The organism is Pandoraea sp. NE5 (assembly GCF_024363545.1).
GTDB lineage: Bacteria > Pseudomonadota > Gammaproteobacteria > Burkholderiales > Burkholderiaceae > Pandoraea > Pandoraea cepalis.
In genome coordinates this window covers 3,198,746-3,214,833 of the sequence record NZ_AP025517.1, presented here as the reverse complement: position 1 = coordinate 3,214,833, position 16,088 = coordinate 3,198,746, and the positions used below count along the sequence as shown (strand labels likewise).

13 protein-coding genes and 1 tRNA gene are annotated in these 16,088 nt (G+C 60.1%); 11 read left to right on the top strand and 3 right to left on the bottom strand.

Going from position 1 to position 16,088, the window contains the following annotated elements; all coding sequences use genetic code 11:
- Positions 1 to 44: 44 nt before the first annotated feature.
- Genes PanNE5_RS14650 through PanNE5_RS14630 form a run of 5 tightly spaced genes read left to right on the top strand, consistent with a single transcriptional unit; the run spans position 45 to position 5,281 of the window.
- On the top strand, positions 45 to 1,235 hold the full coding sequence (locus PanNE5_RS14650) for a hypothetical protein (protein WP_017231820.1): 1,191 nt from the start codon (positions 45 to 47) through the stop codon (positions 1,233 to 1,235).
- Positions 1,235 to 2,437, top strand: coding sequence for an MFS transporter (locus PanNE5_RS14645; RefSeq protein WP_261938223.1), 1,203 nt, complete (start codon positions 1,235 to 1,237; stop codon positions 2,435 to 2,437). The genes PanNE5_RS14650 and PanNE5_RS14645 overlap by 1 nt, the downstream gene beginning before the upstream one ends.
- Entirely contained in the window at positions 2,437 to 3,315 is an 879-nt protein-coding gene (locus tag PanNE5_RS14640) for a class I SAM-dependent methyltransferase (RefSeq protein ID WP_017231818.1), read from the top strand. The genes PanNE5_RS14645 and PanNE5_RS14640 overlap by 1 nt, the downstream gene beginning before the upstream one ends.
- A gap of 6 nt (positions 3,316 to 3,321) precedes the next feature.
- Complete coding sequence (locus PanNE5_RS14635) at positions 3,322 to 4,017, top strand: hypothetical protein (protein WP_261938222.1); 696 nt, start codon at positions 3,322 to 3,324, stop codon at positions 4,015 to 4,017.
- Between the two features lie 7 nt (positions 4,018 to 4,024).
- On the top strand, positions 4,025 to 5,281 hold the full coding sequence (locus PanNE5_RS14630; RefSeq protein ID WP_261938221.1) for a DUF2087 domain-containing protein: 1,257 nt from the start codon (positions 4,025 to 4,027) through the stop codon (positions 5,279 to 5,281).
- Positions 5,282 to 5,356: 75 nt separating this feature from the next.
- On the opposite strand, the gene PanNE5_RS14625 is transcribed toward PanNE5_RS14630, so the two are convergent.
- Together PanNE5_RS14625 and gloB are read right to left on the bottom strand one after the other, a co-directional pair.
- A complete protein-coding gene (locus PanNE5_RS14625; RefSeq protein ID WP_261938220.1) occupies positions 5,357 to 7,033 on the bottom strand; it encodes a transglycosylase SLT domain-containing protein in 1,677 nt (558 codons plus the stop codon).
- A 325-nt stretch (positions 7,034 to 7,358) separates the two neighbouring features.
- Entirely contained in the window at positions 7,359 to 8,141 is a 783-nt protein-coding gene (gloB, locus tag PanNE5_RS14620) for a hydroxyacylglutathione hydrolase (protein ID WP_026131570.1), read from the bottom strand.
- Positions 8,142 to 8,200: 59 nt separating this feature from the next.
- On the opposite strand from gloB, the gene PanNE5_RS14615 reads away from it, so the two are divergent.
- The 5 genes from PanNE5_RS14615 to PanNE5_RS14595 all read left to right on the top strand — a co-directional run bounded on the left by PanNE5_RS14615 (position 8,201) and on the right by PanNE5_RS14595 (position 13,550).
- The gene (locus tag PanNE5_RS14615; protein ID WP_017231813.1) at positions 8,201 to 9,061 is read left to right on the top strand and encodes a methyltransferase domain-containing protein; all 861 of its coding nucleotides are present in this window, start codon (positions 8,201 to 8,203) and stop codon (positions 9,059 to 9,061) included.
- An 11-nt stretch (positions 9,062 to 9,072) separates the two neighbouring features.
- Positions 9,073 to 9,522 (top strand): ribonuclease HI, encoded by a 450-nt coding sequence (rnhA, locus tag PanNE5_RS14610; protein ID WP_017231812.1) that lies wholly within the window; start codon positions 9,073 to 9,075, stop codon positions 9,520 to 9,522.
- 112 nt (positions 9,523 to 9,634) lie between these two features.
- Positions 9,635 to 10,375, top strand: a complete 741-nt coding sequence (gene dnaQ / locus PanNE5_RS14605; RefSeq protein WP_017231811.1) for a DNA polymerase III subunit epsilon — start codon at positions 9,635 to 9,637, stop codon at positions 10,373 to 10,375.
- Between the two features lie 257 nt (positions 10,376 to 10,632).
- Positions 10,633 to 10,707 (top strand) — tRNA-Val (locus tag PanNE5_RS14600).
- 602 nt (positions 10,708 to 11,309) lie between these two features.
- Positions 11,310 to 13,550 (top strand): NADP-dependent isocitrate dehydrogenase, encoded by a 2,241-nt coding sequence (locus PanNE5_RS14595; protein ID WP_150562823.1) that lies wholly within the window; start codon positions 11,310 to 11,312, stop codon positions 13,548 to 13,550.
- A gap of 121 nt (positions 13,551 to 13,671) precedes the next feature.
- Here PanNE5_RS14595 and PanNE5_RS14590 read toward each other — a convergent pair whose 3' ends face one another.
- Complete coding sequence (locus tag PanNE5_RS14590; RefSeq protein ID WP_261938219.1) at positions 13,672 to 14,322, bottom strand: TetR/AcrR family transcriptional regulator; 651 nt, start codon at positions 14,320 to 14,322, stop codon at positions 13,672 to 13,674.
- Between the two features lie 157 nt (positions 14,323 to 14,479).
- On the opposite strand from PanNE5_RS14590, the gene PanNE5_RS14585 reads away from it, so the two are divergent.
- Entirely contained in the window at positions 14,480 to 15,319 is an 840-nt protein-coding gene (locus PanNE5_RS14585) for a metal-dependent hydrolase (protein ID WP_017231808.1), read from the top strand.
- Positions 15,320 to 16,088: the final 769 nt, after the last annotated feature.

Sequence of the window (16,088 nt, the reverse complement as noted above, 5' to 3'; positions counted from 1 at the left end):
CCTCTTGCTCATTTTCCCAAATCTCCCTGAACGGAACATCGAATATGGCCACCTTCCTGTCGCCGCAATTCGCGAATGAATTATGGGGTAAGCAAGCGACGGAAATGGTCATATCGCAGATTCCATTCAACGAAAAAGATTTGATGGGTGCGCTCCAGGAATATGCTGCGTGCGCGAGCGACATTCGCTCCCGCAACCCGAATTCCGAAGCCATAACGGCTTTCAATGGAAAGCGCTCGCCAGAACCGCGCCCTGATTTCCTTGCGCTTCCCACGGATAACACGCTCGAGGATTATGTGTCTAGAGTCGGGCGTCTCGCCGGCGATGACGAGTGGGCGGTCATGTACTACGGGCTTCATGCGGCAAGCCCAACTATCTGGGATATCGCAAAAGCGTTTTCTGATCGACTCGCCTTATCAATAGGCTATCGACCTGGCGGCCGCGTCGATCTTGATTGCTTTATCGGGCGATATTCATCCACTCATATCGGAATTCATGTGGATCATGCGCACAACTTCGGGTTCACCTTGCGCGATGGAAAAACGATGTTCACTTGGCCCGGAGTCCGGTCGGATCTCATTGGCGTGCGATTTCCAGACTATGAGTCATTCAAGTCTGAAGCCATTCCGCTTGAGAACAAAAGGAATCGAGTTACTTATTTCCCCGAGGACTGGCTGCACGTTGCCGAAACAAAATCCGACGTGTCGGTAAACGTGAACATCGCATTCTGGGAGACCGGCAACGACGCTCAGCAAAACGCGAACTACGTGCAGGACCGCCTCCAGACACCCAATCGTACCCGCCATGACGTGCGCTCGTCCGGCATCGCGAGTCTGAACCCCGATGACGAGCTTCTGCTTTCGTCCTTGAGGGCCTTGCTTGACGACAAGGCTCTGAAAAGACGAATGATGATTTCCCAACTCATCTCGGACACCAGCAGCCGGTTGAACGTCGGTCGTCCAATCGTTGACGTCGAAACACTGAACAACATCATCGCCCTCAACGCCATCAGCACGCTGCAGTGGATGCCGGTATTTCGGGACGGAGAAGTCCTGGTCGCGGCCAACGGCCATTGCGGCAACTTCAGATACAGCCGTGCATTGCACGACTTTCTGAGTCGCCTGAGCGCCGGCCAGCAAGTGAATATTTCCAACCTATCGAGCGGGAAAGACCGAATGCTCAACGATGATCTCCTGAGCGTCGCCGCATCGCTGGCGCGGTGGGGAGCCCTTTGATGAGCATCATGGGCCGATGGGCGCTCGTTTTCATTGGCATCTCCGTGTCGTTCGGCAGCTTCGCCGATGAGGCCGCTCAAGTGACTTTCGCCCTGAGGATGGCCGACGATACGCTCTCGATATCGATATTGCTCGCCGCCGGTCTCATCGGAGGCATGCTTGCTGGTCCGATTGCCCCCATGGTCCTCCGGCGAATCGGGCCTCGCAAGACGATTCCTGCGGCTTTTCTCATTCAATCGCTTCTGATCGCGATCGCGTCATTGGCCAACCACTTCTGGAGCTACGTCGTCGTATCAATGGCGCTCGGATCCACGGGATCCCTTCAGTGGGCGGCAATCATGGTCGCCATTCCTGGCGTTACCAACAACGAACGGCACATCGATCGCATCAACCGGATTGCGCAATCGGTGCGAAATATGGGTTACGTGGGCGGTCCCGCGCTCGGCGGGCTGCTATACGGCACGGCCGAGCGCTCGCGGGGGCTGTTGCTGCTGGCGCTGTTGGTGCTGGTCGCCGCGTCTGTCACCGCGAGGTCGTTCAACGTACTGGATGCTTGCGGCAGAAAATCCGATCAGGTGCCCACACAAGACAAGCGGAAGGCACGACTAGACCTGACCGGTCTGTTTCGTACAGCCGGTGTGGTCCGTGCGGTCTCCCCATTGTTGATGACGGTCGTGCTGACATCCACCCTAAATGTGTTGTTGATTTTCCGAATTCGCACCGAACTGCAATTCAGCGCGGATATCTACGGACTCGTGATCAGCGCGTTGAGTGTCGGACTGATCGTCGGTCCCGTGCTTTTTTCCGGGATGTTGGCAAGATTCGGCGACGCCGCCGGCGCCTCTATTGCAGCCAGTGTCATCGGTTTCGGGATTTTATGGCTCGCCTTGAGCGACACGGCATGGATCATCATGTGCGCCACGTTTCTGATTGGATCGGCGAACGGCATTCAGAACACGCTCACAGCGAGTTTCATGATGAAGGCGATCGATCCTCAGCGGCGTGTCAACCTGATGCCCGCCTACCTGTTTTGCATACAGTCTTCGGTATTTCTCGGCTTCCTGAGCGCCGGCATGATCAGTACGGCGCACGTGAGCACGGCGCTCGTGGCTGCTGGCGTCGCTGCGGCGATCGTCGGCGCTTGCGGCCTCGCATTAAACGTCAAAAACCGACCAGGCATGGTCACAAAAGGAGCTTGTTGATGGATGGGATAGGACGCTTCGGATCGAAGCCAAACGATTCGAACTCGGTAACGTTGCAAGCCCCTTTGGATCGCATCGTGACATCGGGCATAGCAAATCTCAGAGCCAGCCATTACTACTTCGACGAGCCGCTATTCGACGAGTATGAGTTAACGACCGTCCGTGCGACGTGGGATTTTTCCGCCGCGGAATCTATTGTCCGCGATGGGCAAAATGTTCTCGATCTCGGCTGCGGCGATGGTCGGCTGCTCCTTCAGCTCGCCAGGAAGTTTTCGCTGAAGGAGAGCTTTGGCATCGACATCTCTCCCGTGGCCATCGACCGCTTCAACGCGGCCATCAGTCACAACCACATTCACGCGCTCCAAGGCGACATATTTGATTTGCCGAGGCCGATCACGGAACGACGCTTCGATGTCGTGCTTTTTGGCGATGCGACCGTCAATTTCATTCTCGACGACGACAAGCTCGAAGTGCTGTTGCGTGGCGCGAAGGCGCAACTGCGCGATGGCGGTTCAAGGATGATGCTCGCCGTCTTCGGTGACGGGACACCCGAGCGCCTTTCGTTCATGGACAAGCGATGCACCGTAGTGCCATTTCGGCGGAGTAACGGGGAAGCCACGCTCATCTGGTGGGCCTACAAATACGACAGCGACAAGCGGATCATGCATCGATCCGTGTTTGCGCAATCGGGACGGAGTGATGATGGGAATATCGAAGGGGTCGTTTGCGATCTTCGAGACCGGATGTGGACACCGTCGTCAATCGTCCCCATCGCGCAGGCCAGCGGCCTCACGGTCGAAGAAATAATCCCGTCCGAAGTACAGGACGGGGCTGCCGTAGGCATGGCAACGGCAATTGTCATATTGAAATCGGCTTGAACGACCATGAGAACCGATCCGATTCAACCCAACTTCTATCGGGGCACGGGCGGATACGCCTGGCAGCTTGCCGAGTATCTCCAGGGCGGCCACGGCGACGAAAACGGTAGCTACACGCTTTGCAAGTCAATACCGCCGCAATTGCACAACCCGCTTGCCGCCTGCCCTGAATTCCTGCAGCCACATCACTTAGTCAGATGGTCTCGTTCGGTACGCATCGCTCACGACACGCCTCGGCTTGTCGGTACTCGGGGAGTTCGATCGTCGCTTGTTGTGGTGGAAAGCGCGCAGGCGTTTGGAGGGTTTCGTCATGCGGACGTTCAGGCGCTCGTGGGAGGGACGACCGTGGGTGCGTTGTCGGGCATGGAAGTCAATGGTGTAGTGCATGAGGCGGCCACGCTATTGGTCGCGCTGTATCGACATGGATTCATCGAGCTCGATGAGGCGTTCCCGGCATCTCCTGCGGTCCGCTACATGATCGAACCCACCTGCCGCTTTGCCGACGCACCCGGGATCGGACGCGTAGTGATCAACCAGCTTAACGGCCGAACCATTCGATTGAGCGAAGCTTCTCAACGCATCTTCTCCCTGGACGAGCAATGGAAAGCGATACCGGAATCCGTGCCGCTGAACATCGCCAACTTTGTGGAAGCCGGCATGCTGCGATTACTCTCTGGAGGGAGTGCCTATGCACATGATTAGATCCGGAATGGGTACCGAGAGCAGCGCCAGTCTAATCTCGGCACTTATCTGCATGACCCGCCCCGCAACCGTCGTCGAGATAGGTGCCGGCGACAGCACGATTTTCATCGCGAAGGCACTCCAGCAGGCGCGGCAGGCATGGCAACACGATAGGGATTTGCTGGATGCCTCGACTTGGCAAGAACGCAGCGCACTTCTGGATCCGACCGGAATTCCCGACGTCTATCAACCCAGGCTGATTACCATCGACAACTTCTCGGTCGAAGGCTCCTCGGCCGAAGCGGCATGGGATGCATTGAAGCATCATGATATCGACAGAGGATTCGTGACCTTCGTCAACCGCGACTTCTATGCACTCGACGCCGCCACCATCGCTTCATGGGGACCGATAGACATCGCGTGGATCGATGCAGGCACGCCGGCCGACGACGTCAGATTCGTCGCGGCGCTCTGGGAACACATCGCGCCCGGTGGCTTTCTGTGCCTGCATGAGCCGACCATGCTGACCACCATCAGCAGGAATGGCGAGCCACGCGTTCGCAGAGTCAGAACGCCGATCTGGGAAGCCCTGTTGCACAGGCTGGACAATTCGTTCGAGTTGATAACGCTGCCGGAGTCGCACAAATATCGCCAAAGTGGCTTGGGTATTGTTCGGAAGCGTCAACAGAGTGAACGCGTGCTCCGTTGGCAGTCACTGCAGTCCGAGCTTGTCGAACTCGGAGAAATTCCAATTCGCAGCAGCTACTTGCCGATTGGGGAGCACGCACTGAACCAACGTCTTCGCAAAAACGCCATCGTTGCCACGATGACGTCACGTGAGACACGCGCCGTTTACGCGGCAATCGTCCTCGGCGTCGGTCGCCTTGCCGATATCGCGGAGAGAGTTGGCACCGATGCAAAGGTCGTCGGCAAAATCGTGACCCAGTTACTGAGCATTGGTCTCATTCAGCGAAATGAGCGTGGATTTTCGGATGTCGACACGGCGTGGGGGGACATTGCCGATCGGCAGCATCGTAGCGCTGAAGATTTGAGCGATCGACAGCTGGAAACGGATCTCGTCATCGAAAAGATCGCGACGGCTTTCGCTCCGGAAGTCGAATACACGGAATTGGAGATATCCAGAATCTGCCAATTGTTCACCACCGATTACGCCCGACTGCGGCGATATCTTGTCGATCGCGGTGTGTTGCAACGTCACAATGGCGTCTATCGACGGGTGCTGTCGGATCGCGAAGCCAGGGGGACATCTCACGGACACCAGTGACTGAATTCCTCACCGGCGTCCTGCCTCACCTGACTTTGGGGACGCGCGATCGCCCGGCTAACAGAAAGCTTACGCTCAGCGTTGTGCCGTCTTGGTCACCTTCGCAGGTGCCTTCTTGGCGGTGGGCTTCGAAGCCATCTTGGCGACTGTCTTCGCAGGGGCCTTCGCCCGCCCCTTCGATGCCACCTTGGCCGTTGCGGTCCTATTGTCAGCGACGGCAGCCTTGGCCGGCCGACGCTCCACCACGCGGATCATCTTGCCATGCTTGCCGCGCACCAGACGCGTACGCTGCGCTTCGCCGTCGCCCGTGGCCGCCGGGGCCTCGGACGCAGCCGCCACGCGCAAGGCGTCCTTGACCGGTACGTGAAGCACCAGCAGTTGGCCCGACGTGAGCGTATCGCGACGCAGACGATTCCAGCTCTTGATCTGTGCGACGCTCACGCCACTGCGCTGGGCCACGCGGGCGAGCGTGTCGTGCTTGCGAGCGCGCACCATCACCTTGCGCGTATCGGGAATATCCGGCTCCAACGCAAGCACGGCATTGCGTGCTACCGACGCGCTGATGTCCTGGTCAATGTCGTCCGAGCGCGGCACCAGCAACGTCGAGCCCGCCTTGAGGCGCATGCGCGGCGCAATGTTATTGACCGAACGGATGACCGCGGCGTCGACACCCAGCTTGCGCGCGACGTCTTCCGGACGCTCACGCGATGCGGACGTGTAGGTCGTCCAGCTCGAAAGCGGCTTGTCATAACCCTTCAGACGACGCTGAAACACTTCGGCGCTATCGAACGGCAGGAGAATCTTCGGCTGTGCCGCGCCAAGAATCACCGGCTTGCGGAACGACGGATTGAGCGCGCGGAATTCGTCGAGCGGCAGGTCGGCCAGCTTCGCGGCCAATGCCACGTCGATGTCGCGCTTGGTGGTCACGCTGACGAAGTACGGGTGATTCGGAATCTCGGGCAGCTTCACGCTGTAGATTTCCGGGTGCGCAATGATGTTCTTGATCGCCTGCAGCTTCGGCACGTAGTAACGCGTCTCGGTCGGCATGCGCAGGCTCAGGTAATCGGTCGGCAACCCTTGCGCCTGATTACGCTCGATCGCACGCTGCACGTTGCCTTCGCCCCAGTTATAGGCCGCGAGCGCCAGTTGCCAGTCACCGAACATCGCATAGAGCTTCGAGAGGTAGTCGAGCGCTGCGGTCGTCGAGGCGAGCACGTCGCGGCGCTCGTCCTGGAACATGTTCTGCTTGAGGTTGTACGTCTTGCCCGTGCTGGGAATGAACTGCCACATGCCGGCCGCCTTCGCCGTCGAGAGCGCCTGCGGGTTATACGCGCTTTCCACGAACGGCAGCAGCGCGAGTTCCGTCGGCATATGACGGCGCTCGAGTTCTTCAACGATGTGGAACAGGTATTTGCTCGAGCGCTCGATCATGCGCTCGACGTATTCGGGACGCTGCGCGTACCACTGCGTGCGGTCCTGCGCGAGGTCGGTGTCCAGATCGGGGATCGCGAAACCGTGACGAATGCGCGACCAGAGGTCGGCGTCGTCGCTGCCGTAGGCCAGGTCGTTGATCGAGTCGCTGTCAAGGTCAATGGTCTGATCGCTTGAGACGCGTTGCTTGCCTTTGGCTGTCGTGGCGAGAGGCGATTGGCCTTGCGCAGTCGGCGTGGAACTCAATGCACCGTTGGTCGGTGCTGTGCCGGCACACGCCGCCAGAAGCAGCGTCAGTAGCAAGCTAACGATAAGTCGCATTGATCGGGCTCGAATTGGGTTGCATCTTCATGAAATTGGCAAGAATGGTAAGGAAACCCTTCAGATGCGTCAACCATTCTGCCTAATTTTTTTGCAAAATTTACGCAAAAAGACCCCAAATTTGAGGGTTATCCCCGATCTTGGACGGTCGCGATGTGGCTGAAACGAGACGCCGGGACGGCGGGCCCGATGGGATCGATAAGAGACCGAAACATCGCAGGGCGGGGATGCGGCAAGGCTGAGCAGGTGTGAGCGAACATGTCAACGCCCGCTTTGTGACAATGTCATGCCATGCCACGCTGTTGACAGCGTGGCAGAGTCACGATCAACGGAAGCTGTCTTTCCAGCTACGCACGGTGGCGAATACCGCCTCGCGAGAGAGCGACGCACGCCCTGCATGGCGTTGCGCAGCCGCGATGACGGCCGGTGCGTCGCTGCGCAGGAAGGGGTTGGTCACGCGCTCCTGGGCGAGCGTCGTGGGCAATGTGGGACGGCCGGCCGCGCGAAGCGCCGTTGCCTCCCGATGCCACGCATTGAGCGCCGCGTTATCCGGATCGACCGCCAGCGCGAAGCGAATGTTCGACAGCGTGTATTCGTGCGCGCAGTGCACGAGCGTGGCGGGCGGCAGCGCGGCGAGCGCATCCAGCGAAGCGAGCATCTGTGCAGGCGAGCCCTCGAACAGGCGTCCGCAGCCGCACGAGAACAGTGTGTCGCCGCAGAAGAGATGCGGCGCGCCTGCGGCCCCGGCGCCGAGGAAATATGCGATATGCCCTTGGGTGTGGCCGGGCACGTCGATCACTTCCAGCGTCATGGCCGGGGCGGCGATGTGAACCGTCTCGCCGCCGCCATGCGGATGATCGACGCAGGCGATGGCTTCGCCGGCCGGGCCGTGCACGGGAACGTTGAAATGCTCGAGCAGCGCATCGACACCGCCGATGTGATCGGCATGTTTGTGCGTGATGAGAATGGCGCGCAGCGTGAGATTACGCGATTCGAGATAGGCGAGCACCGGCGCGGCGTCGCCCGGGTCGACCACCACGGCATCTTTGCCGTTATCGACGACCCAGAGATAATTGTCCTGGAACGCGGGGACGGGAAAGACGGTCATTGTTCCGGCCGACGCCTCACTTACCGCATCTGCGTGCGCATCCATATATACTCGCCACCATGTCAGAACGTCCGATTATAGACTGGCCCCTCTGGCTCGTCTCACCACCAGGCCGCTACGCGCTCGCATGGGAACAGGCCCTTTTCGACCAATGGGTCGGGGATCTGTTCGGCTATCACGCGCTGCAACTTGGCCGCCCCGAACTGGATACCCTGCGCGAGAACCGCATGCCTTATCGCGGTCTCGTCCTGACGGCTGCGCGCGGCCCCGACGCCTCGCCGCTCGTGACCAAGGCCGCCAGCGATACAACCAGTGGCACGCCGTCGTGCCACGCGGGCGCGGCCGACATGATCCCACGCGACATCCTCGTGAGCCGCTTCGACGAGTTGCCTATCGCCACGGCGAGCACCGATCTCGTGGTCCTGCCGCACGTGCTCGAGTTTGCCGAGAATCCGCACGACATCCTGCGCGAGGTCGAACGCATACTCGTGCCCGAGGGACAGGTCATCATCACCGGCTTCAATAATCTGAGCCTGTGGGGTGCGCGCGAAGAGCTGGGACGACTCGCCGGCACGCCGTTCCTGCCGCCTGGCGCCGATCTCATCGCCTTCACGCGTCTGAAGGACTGGCTCAAGCTGCTCTCTTTCGACATCGATCGCGGCCGCTTCGGCTGCTACCGTCCGCCCCTGCGCGGCGAGCACTGGCTGCAGCGCTTCGAGTTCATGGAACCGGCCGGCGACCGTTGGTGGCCAATTTTCGGGGCACTCTATGCGGTGCGCGCGGTCAAGCGCGTGCGAGGCATGCGCTTGGTCGGCAAAGTGCGCAAGCGTATACTCGGCCTCCAGCCGGCGGCGGCCCCCGTGGCAACCCCCAACACCACGCATCGCCAGATGGCGGAAGCGGCCGACGCGCCCGATTGATCGTTTGAGAGATGACCTTGCCGCAAGTTGAGATTTACACCGACGGTGCCTGCAAAGGCAATCCTGGCCCCGGCGGCTGGGGCGCCCTGCTCGTCGCGGGCAAACACCGCAAGGAAATGTTCGGCGGCGAAGCCAACACGACCAACAACCGCATGGAGCTTCTGGCCGTCATTCGCGCGCTCGAAGCCCTGAACAAGCCCTGCAGCGTGGTGCTGCACACCGACTCGCAGTATGTGCAGAAAGGCATCAGCGAGTGGATTCACGGCTGGAAGGCCCGTGGCTGGAAAACCGCCGCCAAGGCGCCGGTGAAGAACGCCGACCTGTGGCAGACACTCGACGCCGTCTCGCAGAAACACGAGATCGACTGGCGTTGGGTGAAAGGTCATGCCGGCCACGACGGCAACGAAGCCGCCGACCAGTTGGCCAACCGAGGCGTTGAGAGCCTGCGTCGCGGCCAGTGAGCCGGTGGCCATCGCCGCGGCTTGAGCAGTATCCGCGCATTGCGTGAGGGGTCATGACCCGCGGCGCGTCAATTCCGAAAGCACACGAAGCACACTAGATTCAACGAACAGCATGCGACAACTGATCCTCGATACCGAAACCACCGGCCTGAATGCGAAGACGGGGGACCGTCTGCTGGAAATCGGTTGCGTCGAACTGGTCAATCGCCGCCTGACCGGCAACAACCTGCACTTCTATATCAACCCCGAGCGCGACAGCGATCCGGGCGCATTGGCGGTGCACGGACTCACCACCGAATTCCTTTCCGACAAACCCAAATTCGCCGAGATTGCGGAAGAGTTGCGCGAGTACTGCCGCGACGCCGAAATCATTATTCACAACGCGGCGTTCGACCTGGGCTTCCTGGATATGGAATTCGCCCGCCTCGGCTGGCCGCCGTTCATGCAGCATTGCTCGAGTCTGATCGACACGCTGCTGCGTGCCCGGGAGATGTTCCCCGGTCGACGCAATTCGCTGGACGCCCTCTGTGAGCGTCTCGGCGTGAACAACGCGCACCGTACGCTGCACGGCGCCTTGCTCGACGCGGAATTGCTCGCCGACGTGTACCTCGCCATGACGCGCGGCCAGGAGAGTCTCGTCATCGAGATCGGCGATGGCGACGGGGGCGATGTGGGCACCCAGCGCGAAAAGATTTCGTTGCGCCAGTTCGATCTTCCCGTAATCGCGGCAGCAGATGACGAGGTCGCTCAGCATGCCGGTGTGCTGAACGACATCGACAAGGGGATGAAGGGGACGTGCGTATGGCGTATCGAACCGGCGCCCCCGGAAGGCGACACGGCACAAACGGCGTGAGTTCGCAACGAACCACACGGAAAATTCGCACGAAGGCCTTCCCAAGCACGAAAAACATCCCTATAATTGCGGTCTTTGCTGCTTGCGAGTCATCGCGAGAAACGGCGTGAAGTGATCGAGAGATATCGTCACGGCGGCAGCAAAAAAGAACAAAAGAAAAGTTGCAGGCTTCTACGAAAACAGTTAAAGTTCTGCTCCTGATTGCGAAACAAAAGCTTCAGCAATCAGCACTAAATCATTGATTTAGTTAATGATTTGGGTGGTTAGCTCAGCGGTAGAGCACTGCCTTCACACGGCAGGGGTCACAGGTTCAATCCCTGTACCACCCACCAGATTCGAAGGGCCGACGATGCGTCGGCCCTTTTTGCATTGGGCGTCCGAATTGAATACGCCAATACACAATGCCCGGCGCGTGACCGTCATCCTATTGGCGACAAAGCGCCCACATCTCTCTGCTCGCAACCGCGTCCGCCCTTCCCCCCGCATATTTCAGACTTGGACGCGCGTAGTTCATGGACTTGTCGCATGGGCATGTCTCCAGCCACGAAAGGCTGAGGCCCTCGTTCTCTCGGGGAAATGCGAATAACCGGCACGCACGCCTCACGGAATCTCGCGCTACCGAGTCCATGCCGCACTCATTTTCAATAGATTTTACCTATTGAAAATGAAGAACAATCTGAATTAATCGCTTTTCCGCTCGCTTCATGACCCAGGCTTCGGTGAGCCGTGCCCCGTCCTACGGGGTTTTCCACGACATCATGGGCGCTTCAGTGCCAGTCTTATATAAGACTAAAGCATTCACATTACGAAAAGGCATTTCAGTTTTGCCCCCGACCCGTGTCACAATCGGAAAAATTCGTCATGGCTAGCTGACTGTTACCCCAGTCGGCAGCGCTCCCCCACCGTTCCCTGCTTCTTGAATCCGAGACCAGCGATGAGTACGCAGCAACCCAGCATCATCTACACCCTGACCGACGAAGCACCGCTTCTGGCCACCAGCGCTTTCCTCCCGATCATTCGTACGTTCACGGCACCGGCGGGCGTGTCGGTCGAGACGAGCGACATCTCGGTCGCGGCTCGTATCCTCGGAGAATTCCCCGAGTTCCTGACGGAAGCGCAGCGCGTGCCGGACAACCTCGCCGAACTGGGTCGTCTGACGCAAGATCCGGATACGAACATCATCAAGCTGCCGAACATCAGCGCGTCGGTGTTCCAGCTCCAGAGCGCGATCAAGGAACTGCAATCGAAGGGCTACAAGGTGCCGGACTTTCCGGAAGACCCGAAGTCCGACGAAGAGAAAGCCATCCAGAAGCGTTACTCGAAGTGCCTCGGTTCGGCCGTCAACCCGGTGCTGCGCGAAGGCAACTCGGATCGTCGCGCCCCGCTCGCCGTCAAGAACTACGCCAAGAAGCACCCCCACAGCATGGGCGAGTGGAGCATGGCTTCGCGCACGCACGTGGCGCACATGAAGCATGGCGACTTCTACCACGGCGAAAAGTCGATGACGCTCGACCGCGCCCGTGACGTCAAGATGGAACTCGTCACCAAGAGCGGCAAGACGATCGTGCTCAAGCCGAAGGTCGCGCTGCTCGACGGCGAAATCATCGACAGCATGTTCATGAGCAAGAAGGCGCTGTGCGACTTCTATGAAGAGCAGATGGAAGACGCGCGCAAGACCGGCGTGATGCTCTCGCTGCACGTGAAGGCCACCATGATGAAGGTCTCGCACCCGATCGTGTTCGGCCACGCCGTGAAGATCTTCTACAAGGAAGCTTTCGAAAAGCACGGCAAGCTGTTCGACGAACTGGGCGTGAACGTCAACAACGGCCTCGTGAATCTGTACGAGAAGATCGAATCGCTGCCTAGCACGCAGCGTGAAGAGATCATCCGCGACCTGCATGCTTGCCACGAGCATCGCCCGGAACTGGCGATGGTCGACTCCGCCAAGGGTATTTCGAATCTGCACGCGCCGAACGACGTGATCGTCGACGCCTCGATGCCGGCCATGATCCGTATCGGCGGCAAGATGTGGGGTGCCGACGGCCGTCCGAAGGACACGAAGGCCGTGATCCCGGAGAGCACGTTCGCGCGCATCTATCAGGAAATCATCAACTTCTGCAAGACCAACGGCAACTTCGACCCGACTACCATGGGTACGGTGCCGAACGTCGGCCTGATGGCTCAGAAAGCGGAAGAGTACGGCTCACACGACAAGACCTTCGAAATCGCCGAAGACGGCGTGGCGAACATCGTCGACATCGCCACGGGCGAAGTGCTGCTCTCGCAGAACGTGGAAGCCGGCGACATCTGGCGTATGTGCCAGGTCAAGGACGCGCCGATCCGTGACTGGGTGAAGCTCGCCGTGAACCGCGTGCGCAATTCGGGCATGCCGGCCGTGTTCTGGCTCGACCCGTACCGCCCGCACGAAGCCGAGCTGATCAAGAAGGTTGAAACGTACCTGAAGGATTACGACACCAACGGTCTCGACATCCAGATCATGTCGCAAGTGCGCGCCATGCGTTACACGCTCGAGCGCGTGATTCGCGGTCTGGACACCATCTCGGTGACCGGCAACATTCTGCGCGACTACCTGACCGACCTGTTCCCGATCATGGAACTGGGCACCAGCGCCAAGATGCTGTCGATCGTGCCGCTGATGGCCGGTGGCGGCATGTACGAAACGGGTGCCGGCGGCTCGGCACCTAAGCACGTCAAGCAACTGGTGGAAGAGAACCACTTGCGCTGGGACTCGCTGGGTGAATTCCTGGCACTGGCAGTCTCGCTGGAAGACCTGGGCATCAAGACGGGCAACCAGCGCGCCAAGATCCTCGCCAAGACGCTCGATGCTGCCACCGGCAAGCTGCTCGACAACAGCAAGGGTCCGTCGCCGAAGACCGGCCAGTTGGACAACCGTGGCAGCCAGTTCTATCTGGCGATGTACTGGGCGCAGGAATTGGCCGAGCAGAAGGACGACGCCGATCTGGCCAAGCACTTCGTATCGCTCGCCAAGCAACTGACCGAGAACGAGAAGGCCATCGTGGGCGAATTCGCCGACGTGCAGGGTAAGCCGGCGGATATCGGCGGCTACTACAAGCCGGACTTCGAGAAGCTCGAGCAGGTCATGCGTCCGAGCAAGACGTTCAACGCTGCATTGGAAAGCGTCGCGAAGGCGTAATGAAGAAGTAACGTCCGGGCCGAACGACGGGCGATCATCAAGGATCGCCCGGTAGTCCCCACAAAAAAGCTGGCAGATGCCAGCTTTTTTGTTGCCTTCTTCAACACGGGCACCCGTAGCCTTAGCCGTCCGCGCGCAACAGCCCCCAGCACAACCGGTAAAGCTCGTCCTCGAACTCGGGAGTGCCAAGCAAGGGGGAGTCTTCGAGCGCGGCCGAGCGCAGCGTGCCCATGACGGCCCGCGTGAGCACGAAGACGGTGGCGGCGGTGGGTGGACGCATTTCGGGCGCGTCGCGCCGCGACATGGCGACAGCGATATGTTCGGCCGCCTCGCGCATGGCTTGCATGATGTTCTCGTGGTGATCGAGTTGCCACGCCATCTTGATGAGCGAGCGTTTCACACGCCCGCCTGCGCCGAAAGCTTCGATAAGCACCCGCAGCCGCTCGCGAATCACGCGTTCCGGGTCGGCCCCCTCGTCCGCCGCTCGGGCGATGCGCTCGTTGAGTTCGTCCATCACCCGACGCCGTTCGCGCGCGATCATCGCGAGCAGAATCGCCTCCTTGGTCGGGAAGTACTGGTACAGGGTACCGATGGAGAAGCCTGCCTTGCGGGCGATGCGATTGGTTGTGAGCGCCGCCTCGCCTTCTTCGTCGAGAACCTGAGCGGTAGCCTCAAAAATGGTCTCGACGGTGTGTTGCGCCCGTGCCTGCATCGGCCGCTTTCGCATGGCGGACGGGGTGTTCTGGGTCGCGGGCGGCTTGGGTGTGGCCATTTTGAAAAACCTGAGCGGGAAGCGAGTTGCGGCAAAGCGCCTGAAAAATGAATAATGCTCACATTCGCCGCAAAACTCAAGAGACCGCAACGGAACGCGCTTGCCGCGCCGCGTCGGCGCTGCGAATCCCTCAACATCGCCGCAGAGGCAAGACACCATGAGCCACGACATTTCTGCCCTGACCGTACGCAAACTGACTGTCGATCTGGCCGATGGCTTCGCGCGTCATTGGCACAGCGGCGATGCCTATCGCACCATGTATTACAACGCGCTGTCGATGAGCTTCCCGGTGGGCGAGCAATCGTTCATCGACTCGGTGCGCGACACGATGGATCGCCTGCCCGCCGATGCGAGCTACGACACGCTTCGGGCAGACATCGCCCAGTTCATCGGACAGGAAGCGACGCATCGGCACCTGCATGGTCAGTACAACGCACAATTGGCGAAGCAGGGACTGGTCAATCACTGGGAGAACTGGGCGACGACACGCATTCAGTGGGCGCGCCGCCGCAAGCTCTCGCCAATGTACATGCTGGCCGTGACGGCCGCCTACGAGCACTGCACGGCGGTATTCGGCGACGGGGCCCTTCGCTACGACCGTTGGCTCGCGAAGGCCGAACCGAAGATGCGCCTGATGTGGCGCTGGCACGCGGCCGAGGAAACGGAGCACAAGGCTGTGGCATTCGATCTCTATCGCGCGCTAGGCGGCAGCGAACGCCAACGCGTTCTCACGTATCTCTACGTGCTGTTCATGTTCGCAGTTGAGAGCCACGCGCAGACGATCAATAACCTCTGGCATGACGGCACCCTCTTCAAGCCCCGCACGTGGTGGGGTTTCATCACGATGTTCTTCGGGCGCGATGGGGTCGTCTGGCGTAGCACCGGGCCAATGCTCAAGTACCTCGCGCCTTCGTTTCATCCGAACCGGCACGGCGATCCTTCGCTCGCCGAAAAGTGGCTGACGGCGCATCAGGCCAATTGGCGGGCGGTTCGCTGATTTTTGCTCGACGCTTTGTTCGTGCTGCTTGGCGCTTGACCCTCGCCTCCCTCTGCGGTCGGCCGCCGGGCCGGTGCCCGTTTTCGTCGCTCCACGAAATTCGCTTTGGAAAACGGGCACCGGCCCGACAGCTCGAAACGCACCCACACATCGTCGCCCCCTCCCCCACGCCCCCACCTCACCGCATTCCCCCACCTCGTCGTCACGATGACACCGTCTTCTCATGCGCCCAGGCTCTCGCCGACCGTCCCCACGTGCTACGCATCTGCTGGTGACGATCGTCGAGAGCCTCGCCATCCCCCAAGCACTTCCCTATGCCCGGTTTCGTGACTTCTTCGCGAAATGTTTCACGCTCCATCTGGACGCATCCGGAGCACTTCGCCACGCCCGCATCGTGATGTCTTCGTCGTGAGTTTTTTCTCGCCCTGAGTAGGCTCACTCTGAAACACTTGGCCACGCCAGGTACCGTGATGTCGTCGCCGCGCGCTGTTTCTCTCCCTGATTAGGCCCGCGCCGAAACACTTGATCGCACCGGGTATTGCGATGTTGTCGCGAATTGATGCATGGGCTGGTTGGACGCATGGTGTTGCAGCGTTGTCGGTAGCCACGGCCGTTGTGGACTGGGCGAGGCGAGGGACTGATGGGATGTCGAGGGTCTCGCCGACCGTCACCAGCAGATGCGCAGCACGTGGGGACGGTCGGCGAGAGCCTGCGCGCATGAAGCGGCGGTGTCGTCGTGACGGTGGGGGTGGTGATGGTGGCGGGGTGG